Origin of the sequence: Helicobacter sp. MIT 03-1614 (assembly GCF_000762925.2) — a bacterium.
GTDB lineage: Bacteria > Campylobacterota > Campylobacteria > Campylobacterales > Helicobacteraceae > Helicobacter_C > Helicobacter_C hepaticus.
In genome coordinates this window covers 77,436-94,863 of record NZ_JRMS02000004.1, presented here as the reverse complement: position 1 = coordinate 94,863, position 17,428 = coordinate 77,436, and the positions used below count along the sequence as shown (strand labels likewise).

General features: G+C 35.0%; 17 protein-coding genes. 10 read left to right on the top strand and 7 right to left on the bottom strand.

All coding sequences use genetic code 11. From position 1 onward, the window contains the following. Positions 1–8 precede the first annotated feature (8 nt). Complete coding sequence (gene recA / locus LS66_RS03785) at positions 9–1,046, bottom strand: recombinase RecA (protein WP_011115475.1); 1,038 nt, start codon at positions 1,044–1,046, stop codon at positions 9–11. 100 nt (positions 1,047–1,146) lie between these two features. Between recA and LS66_RS03780 the strand changes: the two genes are divergently transcribed. Continuing rightward, positions 1,147–2,004: a menaquinone biosynthesis family protein gene (locus LS66_RS03780; protein WP_034365361.1), complete on the top strand. Its 858-nt coding sequence runs from the start codon at positions 1,147–1,149 to the stop codon at positions 2,002–2,004. A 9-nt stretch (positions 2,005–2,013) separates the two neighbouring features. Here the strand turns inward: LS66_RS03780 and LS66_RS03775 are convergent, their stop codons facing one another. Next, positions 2,014–3,081, bottom strand: coding sequence for an AI-2E family transporter (locus LS66_RS03775; RefSeq protein WP_034365358.1), 1,068 nt, complete (start codon positions 3,079–3,081; stop codon positions 2,014–2,016). Positions 3,082–3,333: 252 nt separating this feature from the next. On the opposite strand from LS66_RS03775, the gene LS66_RS03770 reads away from it, so the two are divergent. The 7 genes from LS66_RS03770 to LS66_RS03740 are packed head-to-tail and all read left to right on the top strand — an operon-like array spanning position 3,334 to position 9,805. Next, entirely contained in the window at positions 3,334–4,626 is a 1,293-nt protein-coding gene (locus LS66_RS03770; RefSeq protein WP_011115478.1) for an O-acetylhomoserine aminocarboxypropyltransferase/cysteine synthase family protein, read from the top strand. 8 nt (positions 4,627–4,634) lie between these two features. Continuing rightward, positions 4,635–5,516 (top strand): homoserine O-succinyltransferase, encoded by an 882-nt coding sequence (gene metA, locus LS66_RS03765; protein WP_034365346.1) that lies wholly within the window; start codon positions 4,635–4,637, stop codon positions 5,514–5,516. Between the two features lie 32 nt (positions 5,517–5,548). Beyond that, complete coding sequence (locus LS66_RS03760) at positions 5,549–6,385, top strand: Nif3-like dinuclear metal center hexameric protein (protein ID WP_052057288.1); 837 nt, start codon at positions 5,549–5,551, stop codon at positions 6,383–6,385. A 32-nt stretch (positions 6,386–6,417) separates the two neighbouring features. Beyond that, complete coding sequence (locus LS66_RS03755) at positions 6,418–7,194, top strand: zinc ribbon domain-containing protein (RefSeq protein ID WP_034365343.1); 777 nt, start codon at positions 6,418–6,420, stop codon at positions 7,192–7,194. A 27-nt stretch (positions 7,195–7,221) separates the two neighbouring features. After that, positions 7,222–8,478, top strand: a complete 1,257-nt coding sequence (waaA, locus tag LS66_RS03750; RefSeq protein ID WP_011115482.1) for a lipid IV(A) 3-deoxy-D-manno-octulosonic acid transferase — start codon at positions 7,222–7,224, stop codon at positions 8,476–8,478. Then, a complete protein-coding gene (locus LS66_RS03745; protein WP_011115483.1) occupies positions 8,478–9,215 on the top strand; it encodes an RNA pseudouridine synthase in 738 nt (245 codons plus the stop codon). The genes waaA and LS66_RS03745 overlap by 1 nt, the downstream gene beginning before the upstream one ends. A gap of 5 nt (positions 9,216–9,220) precedes the next feature. Further along, complete coding sequence (locus LS66_RS03740; protein WP_011115484.1) at positions 9,221–9,805, top strand: YqiA/YcfP family alpha/beta fold hydrolase; 585 nt, start codon at positions 9,221–9,223, stop codon at positions 9,803–9,805. Positions 9,806–9,819: 14 nt separating this feature from the next. Here the strand turns inward: LS66_RS03740 and LS66_RS03735 are convergent, their stop codons facing one another. The 4 genes from LS66_RS03735 to LS66_RS03720 all read right to left on the bottom strand — a co-directional run bounded on the left by LS66_RS03735 (position 9,820) and on the right by LS66_RS03720 (position 13,180). Beyond that, positions 9,820–10,713, bottom strand: a complete 894-nt coding sequence (locus LS66_RS03735; protein WP_034365340.1) for a toxin-antitoxin system YwqK family antitoxin — start codon at positions 10,711–10,713, stop codon at positions 9,820–9,822. A 77-nt stretch (positions 10,714–10,790) separates the two neighbouring features. Continuing rightward, positions 10,791–12,131: a UDP-glucose/GDP-mannose dehydrogenase family protein gene (locus LS66_RS03730; RefSeq protein WP_034365337.1), complete on the bottom strand. Its 1,341-nt coding sequence runs from the start codon at positions 12,129–12,131 to the stop codon at positions 10,791–10,793. A 35-nt stretch (positions 12,132–12,166) separates the two neighbouring features. After that, positions 12,167–12,706: a hypothetical protein gene (locus tag LS66_RS03725; RefSeq protein ID WP_034365334.1), complete on the bottom strand. Its 540-nt coding sequence runs from the start codon at positions 12,704–12,706 to the stop codon at positions 12,167–12,169. A 195-nt stretch (positions 12,707–12,901) separates the two neighbouring features. Then, positions 12,902–13,180, bottom strand: coding sequence for a DUF362 domain-containing protein (locus tag LS66_RS03720; protein ID WP_011115488.1), 279 nt, complete (start codon positions 13,178–13,180; stop codon positions 12,902–12,904). Between the two features lie 211 nt (positions 13,181–13,391). Here LS66_RS03720 and LS66_RS03715 point away from each other — a divergent pair, with 211 nt between their 5' ends. After that, positions 13,392–14,330: a UDP-glucuronic acid decarboxylase family protein gene (locus LS66_RS03715; protein ID WP_011115489.1), complete on the top strand. Its 939-nt coding sequence runs from the start codon at positions 13,392–13,394 to the stop codon at positions 14,328–14,330. Then, positions 14,327–15,340, top strand: coding sequence for a glycosyl transferase family 90 (locus tag LS66_RS03710; protein WP_011115490.1), 1,014 nt, complete (start codon positions 14,327–14,329; stop codon positions 15,338–15,340). The genes LS66_RS03715 and LS66_RS03710 overlap by 4 nt, the downstream gene beginning before the upstream one ends. A 50-nt stretch (positions 15,341–15,390) precedes the next feature. On the opposite strand, the gene LS66_RS03705 is transcribed toward LS66_RS03710, so the two are convergent. Continuing rightward, positions 15,391–17,166 (bottom strand): L-lactate permease, encoded by a 1,776-nt coding sequence (locus LS66_RS03705; protein ID WP_034365331.1) that lies wholly within the window; start codon positions 17,164–17,166, stop codon positions 15,391–15,393. Positions 17,167–17,428 lie beyond the last annotated feature (262 nt).

Sequence of the window (17,428 nt, the reverse complement as noted above, 5' to 3'; positions counted from 1 at the left end):
TATAGAATCTACTCATCAGTTTCTGGTTCATCAGGCAAAGGTAAAATCTCGTCCTTTGAGCCAATTTGCTCTTTAATTTTAGCTGTAATCTCATCAGCAAGAGATTTGTTTTCTTTTAAAACAATTTTAGCATTCTCACGCCCTTGTCCAAGCTTTTTATCATTATAGCTTAACCACGCACCGCTTTTATCAATAATATCAAGCTTGATACCATAGTCAATAATTTCACCTTCCTTACTAATCCCCTCACCAAACATAATATCAAATTCTGCTTCGCGGAAAGGTGGGGCAACCTTATTTTTTACAACTTTTGCTTTTGTGCGATTACCAATTTGCTGGTCATTTTGCTTAAGTGTAGCAACACGGCGCACATCAATACGCACACTTGCATAAAACTTGAGTGCATTACCGCCCGTAGTTGTCTCTGGACTACCATAACCCATAGTGCCAATTTTCATACGAATTTGGTTAATAAAAATTAATGTTGCATTCATCTTGTGAAGCACGCCTGTAATTTTGCGCAATGCGTGACTCATAAGTCGTGCTTGAAGCCCTACGTGCTGATCTCCCATATCTCCTTCAATTTCTGCCTTAGGAGTGAGCGCTGCTACCGAATCAATCACTATTAAATCCACTGCACCACTACGTGTAAGGGTTTCTAAAATTTCAAGAGCCTGCTCACCTGTGTCAGGTTGAGATACAAGAAGATTCTCTGTATCCACACCCAAACGCTTGGCATAATACACATCAAGAGCGTGTTCGGCATCAATAAAGGCACAAATTCCCCCGTTTCTTTGACATTCTGCTACGATTTGTAAGCTAAGTGTTGTTTTACCGCTGGATTCTGGACCATAAATCTCAATAATCCTTCCCTTAGGCACACCACCGATTCCAAGTGCCATATCAAGTCCAAGTGAACCCGTAGAAATACTATCAATTTTTTCAACTTGCTTATCACCCAAACGCACCAAAGCACCTTTACCAAATGCTTTATCAATTTGCTTTAAAGCAAGTTCAATCGCTTTTTGCCTTTTTTCATCTACCATATCTATCCTTAATGTATAAACTACAAATAAATGATGCTATTTTATCTAAGTTTGACTAAATTCTCCTTATAATTTTGTTTAAAAAAACACAGGAGAAACTATGATAAATGTCGCACATAGTCCTGATGCAGACGATTTATTTATGTATTATGCTATTGTTTTTGGGTGGGTAGATTCTACAAACTTACGCTTTAGCAACACGGCTAAGGACATTCAAACGCTTAATCTTGATACATTGCAGGGAAAATACGATATTAGTGCAATTTCATTTGCTCTTTATCCGCTTATCGCACAAAATTATGCACTTTTACGCACAGGTGTAAGCTTTGGGAATGGGTATGGACCAAAACTTATCAAAAAAAAAGGAAAAATATGCAAAAAACATTTCAAAGTGGCTTTAAGTGGAGAACATACAACAAATGCAATGATTTTTCGTATTGCTTATCCACACGCACGCATTATTTATAAAAACTTCCTTGATATTGAACAAAGCGTGCTTAATGATGAGGTTGATGCAGGGGTGCTCATTCACGAATCAATTTTAAATTTTGATAAAAGTTTAGAAGTAGAAGCGGAGTTATGGGATATTTGGCAAGAACTAAGCGCTGATAACTTACCCCTACCACTTGGAGGTATGGCTTTGCGCCGCTCTCTTCCGCTTACCACCGCTATAGAATGTGAAAAAATACTTACAAAAGCTGTTGATGTTGCTGTCAATAATAAAAAAATTTTAAGTGAAATGCTTCTTGAGAGAGGTATTATCCGTGTAAATGCCAAAGAGCTTGATATTTATCTTAATCTCTATGCTAATAAAGATTCTATCTCTATGAATGAAAGCGAAATAAAGGCTGTAGATAAACTCTTTGAACTAGGCTATAATGCGGGATTTTATCCACAAATGCTTAAAACACAAGATTACTTTATCCCTACTGAATATGAGCAACTCCGCTTTTCATAAAAAGTGAATCTATAAGCCGATTTTGTCTTGATGATGGGGTGTGAGGGATTCTTTAGCTGTTTGTTTGCGATAGATTCTAAGTAATGAAATAAAAAGTGCTGTAACTGCTGGTCCAAGTATAATTCCCCAAAATCCAAAACTTGTGAGCCCTGCAAGAATGGCAAAGAAAATAAGAAGTTCATTGATTTTCACAGAAGTTTTAAGCACTTTTTTGTTGATAATTCCAATCAAAATAGGCTTAATAATATTATCAATTAACACCGCACAAACAATAAGAGCATAAAGTGCAATAATGAGTGCATTATGTGTATTACCAAGATAAAATTCATATCCTGCCAATGGTAACCACACAAGCCCTCCACCTACTATAGGCACAATTGATGCAAGTCCATAAAGCATACCAAAAAATACTCCATCATAACCAAAAAACATAATCAATATACCAAAAGCAAAACCTTGAAGCACGATGTTTAGGAGCGAAGTATAAAAAACCACTTTAATAACATTTGTTACCTCATCAAGCACATTTGCAATTTGTATATTTTCAAAAGGAATAAGCTCAATAATATACTCATAGGCTTGTTTGCCATAAAGAAAATAAAAAAATAAAAATACAACAATAAAGCCCGTATCAATGATAAATCCCAAGCTTGATTTGCCAAGTTGAGAGCTAAAATTAAACACAGAGCTTAAAATTGATGGAGCAGATATATTATTAAATACATCACGCAATCTTGATTCTATCTCCGGAAACGAGCTAAAGAGCGCGAGAATTTGTGCTTTACTACCCTCAATAAATGCGCCAAAAGCAGTAGGATTAAGTTCAGATACAGAGGTTATAAGAGTTTTCATCAAAGAGAACAAAGGCACAATAAAGAGTAATACTAATATACTCACACTCACAAATGCACATATCACAGGGTATTTGATATATTTTGAGAGAATGTTATGCAATCCATAAGTAGCGATACAAAGCAAAAGAGCAATTAAAATATCCATTAAATAGGCTGCATACACGTAATACATCATATATGCGCTTACTCCAAATACAAGCCAAAAAAATGTAATTGCTCTCACCTTAATTCCCTTCTTATCTTTAAATATTTTATAGATTCTATAAATACTTATTGTAGCAAAAATTACCAAATCAGCTTTTTATGCTCATAGTGAGTTAATATTTTCTATACAAAAAAATAAGATTACAATATGTATTTGTAAAAAAGTAACAATTTATCCTTTTTAGCATATTTATATATATTACATATTGTAATCTTATTTTTTTGTGATATTATTAAATTCAAAAAATAACAAAATACAACGAGGTATAATATGGCAAATCTCTCTCACCACAATCTTTCACAAGATACGCTTGCACTTCACGCAGGTTATACTTATGACACACAGCGCACAATCAGCGTGCCAATTTATCAAAATACTGCTTATAGTTTTGAGAGCTTAGAACAAGCTGCTGCACGATTCGGACTTCAAGAGATTGGTAATATTTATACGCGCTTGAGCAATCCTACCACCGATGTTTTAGGTGCGCGCTTAGCTGCAGTTGAGGGAGGAATATTTGGTGTGCCTACTGCTAGTGGGAGTGCTGCAATTTTTTATGCGATTGTTAATTGTGCGCAAAGTGGCGATAATATCGTATTTTCCAATAAAATCTATGGTGGCACACAAACACTATTCGTGCATACTTTAAAACGATTTGGCATACAAACAAAAGTTTTTGATATTGACAATATTGAATCTTCTTTGGAATCTGTCATAGATGATAAAACAAAAGCGATTTTTTTTGAAAGTATTTCAAACCCACAAATATCTATTGCCGATACGGAGAAAATTACCGCTATTGCTAAAAAACATAAAATTATTAGCATTTGTGATAATACCATTCCCACCGCATTTTTACATAAACCTTTTGATTATGGCGTGGATATTAGCATATATAGTCTAAGTAAGTATATTAATGGGCAAGGAAGTGCGCTTGGTGGAGCAATTATTGAGCGATATGGATTAAATGAATTAATTAAGGATAATCCGCGCTATGAGGTATTTAACACACCTGATGCAAGCTATCACGGATTAATATATGCAAATCTTCCTTTGCCTTGCTTTAGTATCCGGCTTATTACAGAATGGCTTAGAAACATTGGTGCTACTCTCTCTCCACAAGCATCGTGGATTATTCTACAAGGCTTAGAAACTTTAGAGTTGCGTATTAAAAAACATAGTCAAAATGCCCTTAAAGTCGCGGAATTTTTACAATCACATCCTAAGGTGCAAAGTGTGGCTTATGCTGGATTAACAAGTAACCCTTACAATAGACTACTTCAAAAATATTACAAAGATTCTCAAGCAAGTGGGCTTATCAGTTTTGAGGCGCAAAGTTTTGAAGAGGCACAAAAAATTTGTAATGCTACAGAAATTTTTGCAGTAGTAGTTAATATTGGGGATTCAAAATCACTTATCATTCACCCTGCTTCCACAACACATTCGCAACTTAATGCAGATGAACTCTCAAGCGCAGGTATCACACCTTGCACTATACGCCTTAGCATTGGTTTAGAATCTGCAGATGATCTAATACAAGATTTAAAAAAAGCTTTAGAAAAATAAGGAAAACTATGCCACTCATTATCCCAGAAGATATTCCCGCTTATAAATTCCTCAATCAAAATGCTTTTGTTATGGGTTCTCAAAGGGCAAAACATCAAGATATTAGAGCATTAGAAGTGCTTATTGTTAATCTTATGCCAACAAAAATAGAGACAGAAAATCAGATTCTCTCTCTTTTGGCTAACTCTCCTTTGCAGATAAATATTACTCTTCTTTCTACATCAAGCTATATTGGCACAAATACACCCAAAAGCCATTTGGAGCGCTTTTATGTAAATTTTAGCGAAATCAAAGGACGCAATTTTGATGGAGCAATTGTTACAGGAGCACCTATTGAACATCTAGCATTTGAGCAAGTAGCTTATTGGAATGAAATCTCCACAATTATGGATTATCTCAAAAAGCATTGCACAAGCACACTTTATTTGTGCTGGGGAGCAATGGCAAGTTTATATCACTTTCACAAGATTCCAAAAATTTCACTACCACATAAAGTCTTTGGCATCTTTGCACATCATATTATAGAAAATGATTTACTCCTTAGCGGCTTAGATGAAAATATAAGAATCCCTCATTCTAGGCATTCAGGCATTGATGAGCAAAAGGTAAGAAAATCGCAACTCAAAATCTTACTTGAAAGTGATATATGTGGTATTTGCGCACTTAAAGATGACAAAGACTTTTTTATACTTGGACACCCAGAATATGCCAAAAATACGCTTTTACTTGAATATGAACGCGATAAACAAAAGGATTTAGAGATTACACAACCTCTGAATTATTTTAATGATAAAGGAGAACCTGTGCTTTCTTGGAAATCAAGTGCAAGCGTGCTTTTTTCAAATTGGCTCAATTTTTCTGTATATCAAGATACACCTTTTGTTTTATAATTATGTTTATATTTTCATAAATAAGGATTTTTATGCAGCAAGATAAACAAAATACACATCAAAAAAACCCAAAAGTGGGAGAGATTTATGAGCTATGTAATACTATCTCGCCTTTTAACACACAAGAATCTTGGGATAAAAGTGGTTTAAATCTCGGTAGTTTTCATAATGAATATACAGATATTGTGCTTTGTCTTGAGGTAAATCTCGCTATTGCACTCTCGCTTAAACCAAATACACTTCTTATTACACACCACCCTTTGTTTTTCAATCCTACTACTCAAATGATAACAGATACATACCCTCATAATATCGCTGCCATTCTTATTCGTAAAAATTGCTCACTCATTAGTCTTCACACAAATTTTGATAAATCACATCTAAATACCTACCTCACACATCAAATTTTACAATGGCATCATTTTGTGCCAAGTGAAGATGGGCTTTTAATGAGTGGGAAGATTCCGCCTATATCACTTCAAAAATTGGCTCAAGATGTATGCAAAAAGCTGAATGCGCCTAGTGTGAGTTTCGTGCAAGGCGATGATATAACATTTCTTAATCAAGAATCTCAAGCATCTCATACAAATGATACCATTACAGAAGCTTATGTTGTATGCGGAAGTGGTTGCTCACTCCTTTCTCAAATCCACCCAAATCCACATATATGTTTGCTTACAGGTGATATTAAACATCACGATGCAATGATGGCTAAAAGTATGGGCATAAGCCTTATAGACATAGGACACTACGAGAGTGAAAAATATTTTGTGGAAATTTTTGATTCTATTTTGCAAAATGTGGGATATAACGCTATAATTATGGATTGTAAAAATCCATTCTATTTTTGCCAAGCTAAGCATCAATAGATTCTAATCACCTAACCAAAAAGGAAATCCCGATGAATAAGCATTTAAAAGAACTTATAGAAGTGGCGAATTTTGATAAACAAATTGATGACTTAGAACCCAAAATTTCCCAAGCACGTTCCGAACTTAATGAACAAATCAAACAACAAGAGCAAATTTTAAAGAATATAGAAAAGCTTGACCGCGAATCGTATAGCATTGAGCTTGAAATTTCTCATCACAACCGAAACATTCAAGATGCCTCTTCAAAGCTAGAGCAAATTGGCAAAAAGCAAAAAGAAATTAAAACAGAAAAAGAAATGCGTGCTCTTGATGTAGAATCTGATATTGCTAAAGAAAATATGACTCATTCAAATAGCGAAATTGATCGCCTTGAAACACTGAAAAAAAGTAAAGAAGAAGAGAAAAAAGCTTATGAGCCAAAGCTTGAAGAGCTTAAATCTCTCATTAAAACACTTGAAGAAAAAACACAAAGTCAAGTCCAAGAAATTAAAAAAGTGCAACAAGAATTATTTAATAAAAAAGAAGCACTTGTGGAACAAATGGATAGTAAAATCACAAGTTTTTATGCCAAAATTAGACGTTGGGCAGGAAATACAAGCGTGGTTTGTGTTTTCAAACAGGCTTGCGGTGGTTGCTTTATCAAGCTTAATGACACTATTTATAGTGAGATTCTTAAAGGCAATGACATTATTAACTGCCCTCATTGCGGGCGGATTCTCTATGCAAATCCCTCTTCAAAAAGCACTCAAACACCAACAAATACAGCTGAAGAAAAACCTCAAAGCAAGAAAAAAACTAAAGCATAGAATCTAAGAGCTTTTTGAGGAATTGTTATGGATAGAGCAGATTCTACAAAAGATTTAGATAAAAATAAAACTCCTCGTTTTCCTTTTACATATTATTGTCTTTGTATAATACTCTATCTTATAGCACTACCTATTTTAATTGCAAATATATTTCGTGCAAAACATCGTGAATCTATTCCAGCACGTTTTTTTTACTCATCACTTGATTGTGAGCCACAATATTGGTTTCACGCGTGTTCTTTTGGCGAAATAAAATCTCTTGAACCCCTTATCAACGCATCAAAAACTATGCCTTGCACCATTCTTATTACAACTATTACACATACAGGTTTTAAAGAAGCAAAACGCCTATATCAAACGCATTCTGCAGATTCACAAGATACAGCCCATATTGTCGTGCGTTATTTACCTTTTGAAATATTTTTGCCCTTATGGAGTAAATCTTGTCGCCAACTTAAAACTCTCGTGGTTACAGAAGCTGAAATATGGCAAATGCTTTTTTATCTTGCGAAGTCTCATAGAGCACGCACTCTACTGATTAATGCCCGCATTTCTAATCGCTCACACAAAAATTATCAACGTTTTGCGTGGTTTTATCAAGGCATTTTTAATCTTATTGATGAAGTGCTTGCTCAAAGTCAAATTGATAAAGAGCGTTTAGAGAATTTAGGTGCACATAATGTTGAAGTTTTTGGTAATCTTAAAACACTCAATACTCCCTCACTTAGCGCACATTATACCAAACCTTCCTCTGCTGTATTTATTGGCGCAAGCACACATAGAGGCGAAGAAAAGCTTATCCTTGAAGCCTTTAAAGCTCTTAAAAATGCTCAAAAATCATCTGATAACTCTGCACTTTTACTCATTGCACCGCGCCACCCAGAACGTTTTAAGGAAGTGTATGAATTAAGCCTACGCACTTTTACAAACACTACACTTTTCTCACAAACACATTTGAATGCTCATAATGCAGATGTAATTATTATTGATACACTTGGAGAACTTAATAATCTCTATGCAATAAGTGATGTTGTCATACTTGGTGGTGGTTTTGCCAAAATAGGAGGGCATAATCCGCTTGAGCCCGCTTATTTTCATACAAAGCTTATAAGTGGAGAACATATTTTTAATCAATACGCACTTTTTGAGGAAATAGAACATTATGTGCTGATACCTCCCCAAAGCTTAAAAGATACGCTTCTTAGATGGGAATCTCTACCCAAGAGCGCCATTAAAACAAATTCCCAAGACAAACTCACTACCCTTATACAAAAGATATACTGATGTATAAAGATAAGGCTTACAAAGTCCTCGCCCGCACACATAATATTTCTCATAATCAAGCTAAATCTCTTATTGATAAAGGACTTGTCTTCGCTGCAGGCAAAAAAGTAAATATCGCACGACTTGAAATCCCAATCCATACTGCCTTTGAGATTCTTAAACCCAAAAAACCTAAAGTGCTTTTTACCGATGAACATATCCTTGCGCTTGAAAAACCACCATTTATAGAATCTTATGATTTAAGTAATATGTTTGAAGGCTGGCATTTGCTTCATAGGCTTGATAGGGAAACAAGTGGTGTCATTTTGCTCATTAAGGAAGGAAGTGCTTTTCACATAAAAGCAAAAGAGGCTTTTAAAAATCAAGAAGTTTATAAAGAATATGTTTGCCTTGTGCACGGAATCCTAGCAGATTCCATAGAAATAAATAAAGCGATCTCTACAACAAAAAGAGGTTTTGCAAAATCACGCATTGATAAAAAAGGGTTAAATGCACTCACTCTCCTCACCCCTCTAAGTATAATGGGTAAAAAAACCTTGCTCAAAGCCCTTATCAAAACAGGGCGCACACATCAAATACGCGTGCATTGTCAAAGTATCAATCACCCTATACTAGGCGATAGAATCTATGGTAAAAATGATGAAGCAAAACGTCTTATGCTTCACGCCCATAAAATCGCGCTTTTGGGCTATGAATTTACTTCGCCTCTGCCAAAAGAACTACGTATTGGAGAATGATAGCTATGCAATATTTTTATTCTCACGGATTTCACTCTAGTCGTGATTCTCAAGCGTATAAGCGGCTTTGTTGTGGTTTAGATATTGAGCCACAACAACTTGTTTATGACAATGGCGCAGATTTTTATACAAATCTGTATAGCTGCAAAAGTCAATTACAAAATTGTATAGAATCCAATATGCCCTTTGGTTTTATTGGCAACTCTCTGGGGGCATTTTACTTATGGCAACTCACACTATTTGCACCCACTCTAAGTATTCCTACACCTCATACGCTTATTCTTTTCAATCCTGTTCTTGAACCCTTAGTGCAACTTAAAAAATATATCAATCAACCTCAAATCAATACTACAACGCATCAAAGTTTTACATTTAGTTATGATTCGTGGGTTTCATATGCACATTCCTTGCGTATGCCTTTAGCAAAACAGATTCAATGTATTGTGTGCCTTTCACTTGATGATGAACTCATTGATGTGCAAGTTTCAAAAGCCTATTGGCAACATTATGCGCGTATTGTAATGATTGAAGGTGGTCATATTATTACGGATTTTTCACCTTTTAAACAAACACTTGCGCCTTTTCTTTAATCTACTTTGCTGTTCTATTTTCCTATGTTTTCACTCAAACCCGATATACAATTTTGCGCTTTACAATCAAGTTTGGATACAACCTCACCAAGCTCATTATATTCTTTTTGCCAAATGGCTTGATTCTCTTCATAAAGCATTTGCATTTTAGGCTTTCCGCTCGGATAGAACCAACTTACTTCTACTTTTTTTGGCACTCCTGTATCATAAAAACGCTCTATCATTACAACACCATTTCCATCATAGGTTCGCTCACGTCCAGTCTTTTGGTCATTATTAAAACTTGCCTCTTCACGCACAATACCATTTACATCATATTGCTTCATATCACCATTTTTTAGCCCATCACGATAATTGACGATTTCTTGTATCTTGCCATTTTTAAAAAATCCACGACTAATACCCTCAATCTTGCCTTGTTTATAGGTATATTGTCTTGCAACTTTTCCATTATCATAATATTCTATAACCTTACCATCAAGCAAACCATCATTATAATCAGCTTCCTTAGCAAGTGTGCCATTGCTATGATACCATTTGGCTTTGCCAATAATTTTACCCTCTGAATAAGTAATTTCGGATTTAAGTATATTTTGAGGATAAAATTCTTGTGCCAAACCTTCAAGCTTATTGTTTTTATAATTTGCATCATAAATAACTTCACCATCACGGGAATATTTCATCTCACGACCTTCTTTGCGTCCATTAATAAAGTGCATTTGATGCAATAAATGCCCTGTTTGATCATACCAAGATTCTCGCCCGTGCTTAATCTCTGTGCCTTTAATGTAAGTTACACGTCTTTGTTTTACCTCACCAGCAGTTTCAGTATTCGTAATACGCACTTCTAACTCTGTGCTATAAATTAAACCTATTAAACTTATGCAAATAATAATATATTTTAACATTTTATGTTCCTTATATTTCTAGCAAACATATCGGCATCAGCATAAAAAAATCAATTTATTATAGAAAGAGAAAGCTTTTAGTTATTATGCTTTACACCAATTTGGTAATACTCAAATCCTTTAGATTCCATATCAAGATGTTGATAAATATTTCGTCCATCAAAAATAATAGGATTCACAAGAAGTTTTGCAATTTCATTAAAGTCTGGGCTTCTAAACTCACGCCATTCTGTTACAATCACAAGTGCCGCACAATCCTTTAATGCCTCATATTTACTCTCCTCTAAGGTAAGAGATTGCATATAATCTTTAAGATAGAATTGTGCCTGTCCATAAGCCTTTGGGTCATAAGCTTTAATTTTTGCTCCCCTTTTACTTAACTGCTCTATAAGCACCAAGGAGCTTGCTTCTCGCATATCATCAGTTTCTGGCTTAAAGCTAAGTCCCCACAATGCAAAACTAAGCCCTGATAAATCTTCGCCAAAATAGCGCACGATTTTTTCTACCAAAAGCATTTTTTGCTCATTATTTACACGTTGAACTGCACCTAAAATACACGCATCATAGCCAAAATCTTTTGCGGTTTTTTCTAATGCACGCACATCTTTAGGAAAACAACTCCCACCATAGCCACAACCCGGATAAATAAAACTATATCCAATACGCGCATCTGAACCAATACCTAATCGCACATCATTAATATTTGCTCCCACGCGCTCACAAATTTGACTCATTTCATTAATAAAGCTAATTTTCGTAGCAAGCATAGCATTTGCGGCATATTTTGTCATTTCCGCAGATTCTATCCCCATAGAAATAAATCTATCGCTTTTAAGCAAAAAAGGTGCGTAGAGTGTCTTCATTGTATCTAATGCTCTTGTAGAATCTGTTCCAATCACTACTCTATCAGGGCTCATAAAGTCTTTAATCGCCATTCCCTCTTTAAGAAATTCTGGATTACTTACCACATCAAAAGCTACTGAAGTGATATGACGCTTTAGGAGCGTGGATTCTATTAGTTTTCGCACTTCCCGTGCAGTGCCAACAGGAACTGTGCTTTTATCCACTATAACCACATATTCACGCTCTATATACGTCCCAATATCCATTGCTACATTGCGCACATAAGATAAATCTGCACTTCCATCATTGCCCATAGGTGTGCCAACTGCGATAAAAATTACTTCAGCATTAGAAATTGCTTCTTTTTTGTCAGTAGTAAAACAAAGTGTGCCAAGTGCAGTATTTTCGCGCACTAAAGATTCCAAACAGGGCTCATAAATCGGAATATCCCCTTTTTGAAGTTGCAAAATTTTCTTAGAATCCACATCAAGGCATACAACATTATTTCCCATTTGAGCAAAGCAAGCCCCTGCTACAAGTCCAACATAACCACTACCTATAATTGTAATATGCACTCTTTCTCCTTAAGGCACTTTATACAAAATTAAATTTATATTTTTAAGAGATTAGTAAAAATTGTTTTTAAAGCACGCTGAACTAAACGCTCTTTTTGCTCTTGCGTAACTTGTGGCTCTTCGCCTATGCCAAGATACTTTTTCCCACTCATTTTCATAGTGCTTGAGGCATTTTGAGTGATTGTATAATTAGCTCTGCTCATAACAAACCTCACTTCACTTTTTAAACTAGCTGAACTTTGGGTGCTAACGGCGCTTGTATCTTTTTTACTCTCTTTGACTTCAAGTCCATATTCAATATTTAATACATACCCTTTTTCGCGATTGTTTAATTTAGATTCAACGACAAAACAACCAGAATCTCTAAGAGCTTTATCCAAAATTGTTCTAAAATCTTGCTTTGAAAGCACATTTTGTCCAATATCATTGATTTGCCCTAGTGTGATTGTGTATTTTGCCTCGTTACACATTTTTTCTATTTCATTTTGTGCGCTTGATGGTGTAGGCTTATTTGAAAAACAACCTGTCATCAAATACATTATGCCAATCATTCCAATAACATATAAATGCTTCATTCGTCACTTCTCCTTAATTATTGCATAATAATAAACAAAGTCTATTCTATCTTAAGAAGATAAATTGAACAAAAAAAGAGTGTTACTTGTTTATTTGCAAGAAATTCTTTAAGAGAAAAATAAATTGAGAAAATGCTAGGAAAAAGAGAATCTCACATACATTTATTCTTGCAATGTGAGATTTATAATTGAGTATTAAGACATTACTGGATGTGTGCCATCTCTCATATCCGCACCAATATAGTCGCGATTAGCAGTTCCTAACTCGCTCCATACAATGCAACCATCAGTCGGACAAGCACTCGCACACGCGGGTTGCTCATTATGTCCGACACACTCTACACACTTATTTTGATAAACATAATAAGTGCCCTCGCCTGTTGGATTAGCATCATCATCTACAATGGCACTTACAGGACATTCATCAATGCAAGAACCACAAGCGATACAAATATCTGTAATTTTTACAGCCATTTAGTTCTCCCTTATTTGTTGTTTATGGGCTTAAAACCCAGCTGAGAGTATAATCATATTTATCTTAAAAAATACATAAAATTAAGAATAATAAAATTTTACTTTACTAATAATTACAGCTAATTGAATAAGTGATTTAAATGGCATAGAAAGAATCTAATGGCATTTTGGATATAATATCCCCAATAAAAATAAATCATAAAGGAACCTAATGCTAAATAAAAAAATATTAGTTACAGGCGGAGCAGGATTTTTGGGCTCACATTTGTGTGAAAAACTTTTAAATCGTGGTGATGAGGTGCTTTGTGTGGATAATCTTTTCACAGGCACAAAACAAAATATTATACATTTACTCTCAAATCCCCGTTTTGAATTTATGCGCCACGATGTAACTTTTCCTCTCTATGTAGAAGTTGATGAAATTTATAATCTCGCTTGCCCTGCTTCTCCAGTGCATTATCAATTTGACCCAGTGCAAACAACTAAAACTTCTGTTATGGGAGCAATCAATATGCTAGGACTTGCAAAGAGAGTGAAAGCGAAGATTCTGCAAGCAAGCACGAGTGAAGTTTATGGCGATCCTGAAATCCACCCACAAGTAGAATCCTACAAAGGCTCAGTGAATCCTATTGGCATAAGGGCGTGTTATGATGAGGGGAAGCGATGTGCAGAAACACTTTTTTTTGATTATCAAAGGCAGCATAATTTAAATATTAAAGTAATGAGAATTTTTAATACCTATGGACCTAGAATGCACCCAAACGATGGGCGTGTAGTAAGTAATTTTATCATTCAAGCACTCAAAGGCGAAGATGTTACGATTTATGGCGAAGGCAAGCAAACTCGTAGTTTTTGCTATGTAGATGATTTGATTGAGGGTATGATAAGACTTATGGATAGTAGAGATGGATTCTATGGACCTGTAAATATAGGGAATCCACGTGAATTTAGTATGATTGAACTTGCAAATGCAGTGCTAGAGCTCACTCACTCTAAATCCAAACTTGTTTTTTCACCCTTACCTCAAGATGACCCAAAACAACGGCAACCCGATATTAGCCTTGCTCAAAATGAGCTAGGGTGGAATCCAAATGTTGAGCTTAAAGAAGGGCTAATAAAAACAATTGCGTATTTTAAGGAAATTATATGAAAAATAATTATTTTCTCTATAATCTTAAGGGAATCTCTCGTATGCTAACACCTGCAGTATTTTTGCCCAAAAATCGTGAGAAAATTTTAAAAGATGTGCTCACACGCCCTGATATTGAATATATTAAATCACGTGTAGATTATTATTGCCAATTAAATAATCCTATCACCCTTGATGATGAAGCGAAAAATCTTAGCTTTGTGCGATTTACACGCAAGAAAACCGTGTATTTTTTTGATACCTATGAATACACAAGATATTTTCCTCAAGATTTTAAAGCGCATTTTGCATTTGGCGATATTAACTTTATTTGCCCTAAACCCTCTATTACAAAATCACGTCCAATAAAGGATTATTATGAATCGCATTCTCAACAATTAACATTGGGGGGGGGGCATAACGCTCTTAAGTCTCCACCTTTTAATTATTCTACTTTGCTTAATTTAGAAAAGGTGCGACATTTTACATTTATCAATGATCCATATACCTTTGAAGATAAACAAGATAAACTTTTTTATCGTGGCGGGATTTATCAACCCCATCGCACACAATTTTTTGAAAAGTATTTTAATCATCGGCTCTGTGATTTAGGACATACCGGAAGTAAAAGAGTGCATCACTTATGGCAAAAGCCAAAAATTGGCATAGCCAAACATTTACCTTATAAATTTTTGCTCTCTTTAGAGGGGAATGATGTTGCAAGCAATCTCAAATGGGTAATGAGCTCTAATTCTCTTGCAATTATGTCAAAGCCAAAATTTGAAACTTGGTTTATGGAAGGCACACTTAAATCAAATGTGCATTATGCACAAATCCGCGATGACTATGAAGACTTGGAGGAAAGGTTAGAATATTTCATCAAACACCCAAATGAAGCTAAAGAAATTATCCATAACGCCCAAGAGTATATTAAACAATTTTTTGATACAAAACGTGAAGCTATCATTTCTCTTTTAGTGCTTGAAAAATATTTCTACTACACAGGACAAATCGATAAACTTAGAATATAAAACTAAAGCAGATTCTAAACAATGCTAATGCTCCCCTAGAGGAGCATTAGCTATTTAACCAGGGCTACCGCTTCGGGAATAATATAAGGAATAAACATAGCAATAATAGCTGTCCAAATACCAATAAGAATGATAAATGCAAGAGAATATTTTAAAGTAAATTTAAATAAATCTGATTCTTTACCAACTAACCCAACCGCTGCACAAGCAATCGCAATACTTTGTGGAGAAATCATTTTACCTACAACACCACCTACAGAATTTGCTGCAAGGAATAATGTTTCTTTAATACCAAGCTCTTGTGCAGTAACTTGTTGAAGCGGACCAAAGAGTAGATTTGAGCTTGTATCGCTTCCTGTGATAAACACGCCAAGCCACCCAATAACTGGACTAAAGAAAGCAAATAAATCGCCTGTTTTTGCAAAAGCAATACCCAAAGTTGCACTCATACCACTATTTTTTGAGATAAAAGCAAAGGCAACAACAAGCCCAATTGTGATACAAGGAATCGCCATTTCTTTTAAGGTATCTCCAAGTGCTTCTTCAGCCACACTTGATTTTATTCTCAAAAAAGCGATGGTTAAAAAAGCGGCTACTAAAATCGCTGTGCCTGCTTGAAGCGCAATAAGATTAATGGGCAAATCAATTTTTATAGGATTGCCGCTAGGGTCAGTTATGACACTTGTAAGAGGATTGAAAGCCATACTCACTTGGGTATAGTTTAAGGCTCCAATTTGATAATAACCTATCGTTGCTCCCGCATCATCAATTATAGGCTTTATGCTAAAAAAGAAACTCTCTTTAGGTAAAGCAATAGCTCCATTTATCAATAAATCTGGATTCTCAAATAAAATTTTCTTTGCTTCAAATATTGCTTTAAACCAAGGCTGAGTCCAAATAATTACACAAATAATGAGCAAAATAAACGGAAGCCACGCTTTAAAGACTTTAACAAATTCAAGTTTTTCGTGGTTTGAAAAATCTTTTAAATCATCAAGCCTAAATATATTTGTGGGAGACCAAAACTTCAAAAAAGCTGTGGTACAAACTAAAGATACCACAGCAGAAACTATATCAGGAAGCTCTGCGCCAAGATAGTTTGAGCTAATAAATTGAGTAGCTGTAAAGCTCACTGCTGCTACCAAAATTGCCGGGAAAGTTTCTCTCACACCTTTGATTCCGTCCATTAAAAATACAATAAAGAAAGGGATTGTTAAACTCAAAGGCACAAGCATACGCCCAACCATTGCCGCAACAGAATATTGCTCTACACCTACAAGATTACTCATTGCAATAATTGGAATCCCAACTGCTCCAAAAGCTACAGGAGCAGTATTTGCAATCAAACAAAGTCCTGCTGCATATAATGGACGAAGCCCCAAGCCCACAAGGAGTGCTGCTGTAATCGCAACAGGTCCGCCAAAGCCAATGGCTCCCTCCAAAAATGAACCAAAACAAAATCCAATTAAAATCACTTGGATTCTATGATCAGGCGTGATAGTCATTACACTTTGTTTAATTACTTCAAAAGAGCCAGATTTCACCGAAAGCTTATAGAGAAAGATTGCTGCAATAATAATCCAAGCAATAGGCCACATTCCTTGTGCAAATCCTTGCACAAAAGAAGCACCTATGAGTGAAAAAGGCATTTTGTAAGCATAAAATGCCACAAAAGTCGCTACAATCACTGTGATAAAGCCCGCTATATATCCCTTAAGCTTTAAAACAAGCAAACATAATAAAAAACACGCAATAGGTATAAAAGCTACTGCTGCACTTAACCACATATTGTTAAGTGGATCATAAATCTGTTCCCAAGCACCCATTTTAGAATCTCCTTTAATCTTTATGGTTAGAATCTTTTCAAAATAACAACTGCAACTGCCATTTTACTATTGATTTTAAAATATCAAAAAAAACTTAACCTTATGAAATAGATGAATGAGTATGTATTTTATATGCCAATGTGTAAAATTTTCACATTAAATCCATTTGACATAATAATTGAGAAAATTTTACACATTTATAAAAAGAAAAATAACTAAACTTTTACCTTTTGTATTTTTAAAGCTCCTTATTTATATCATA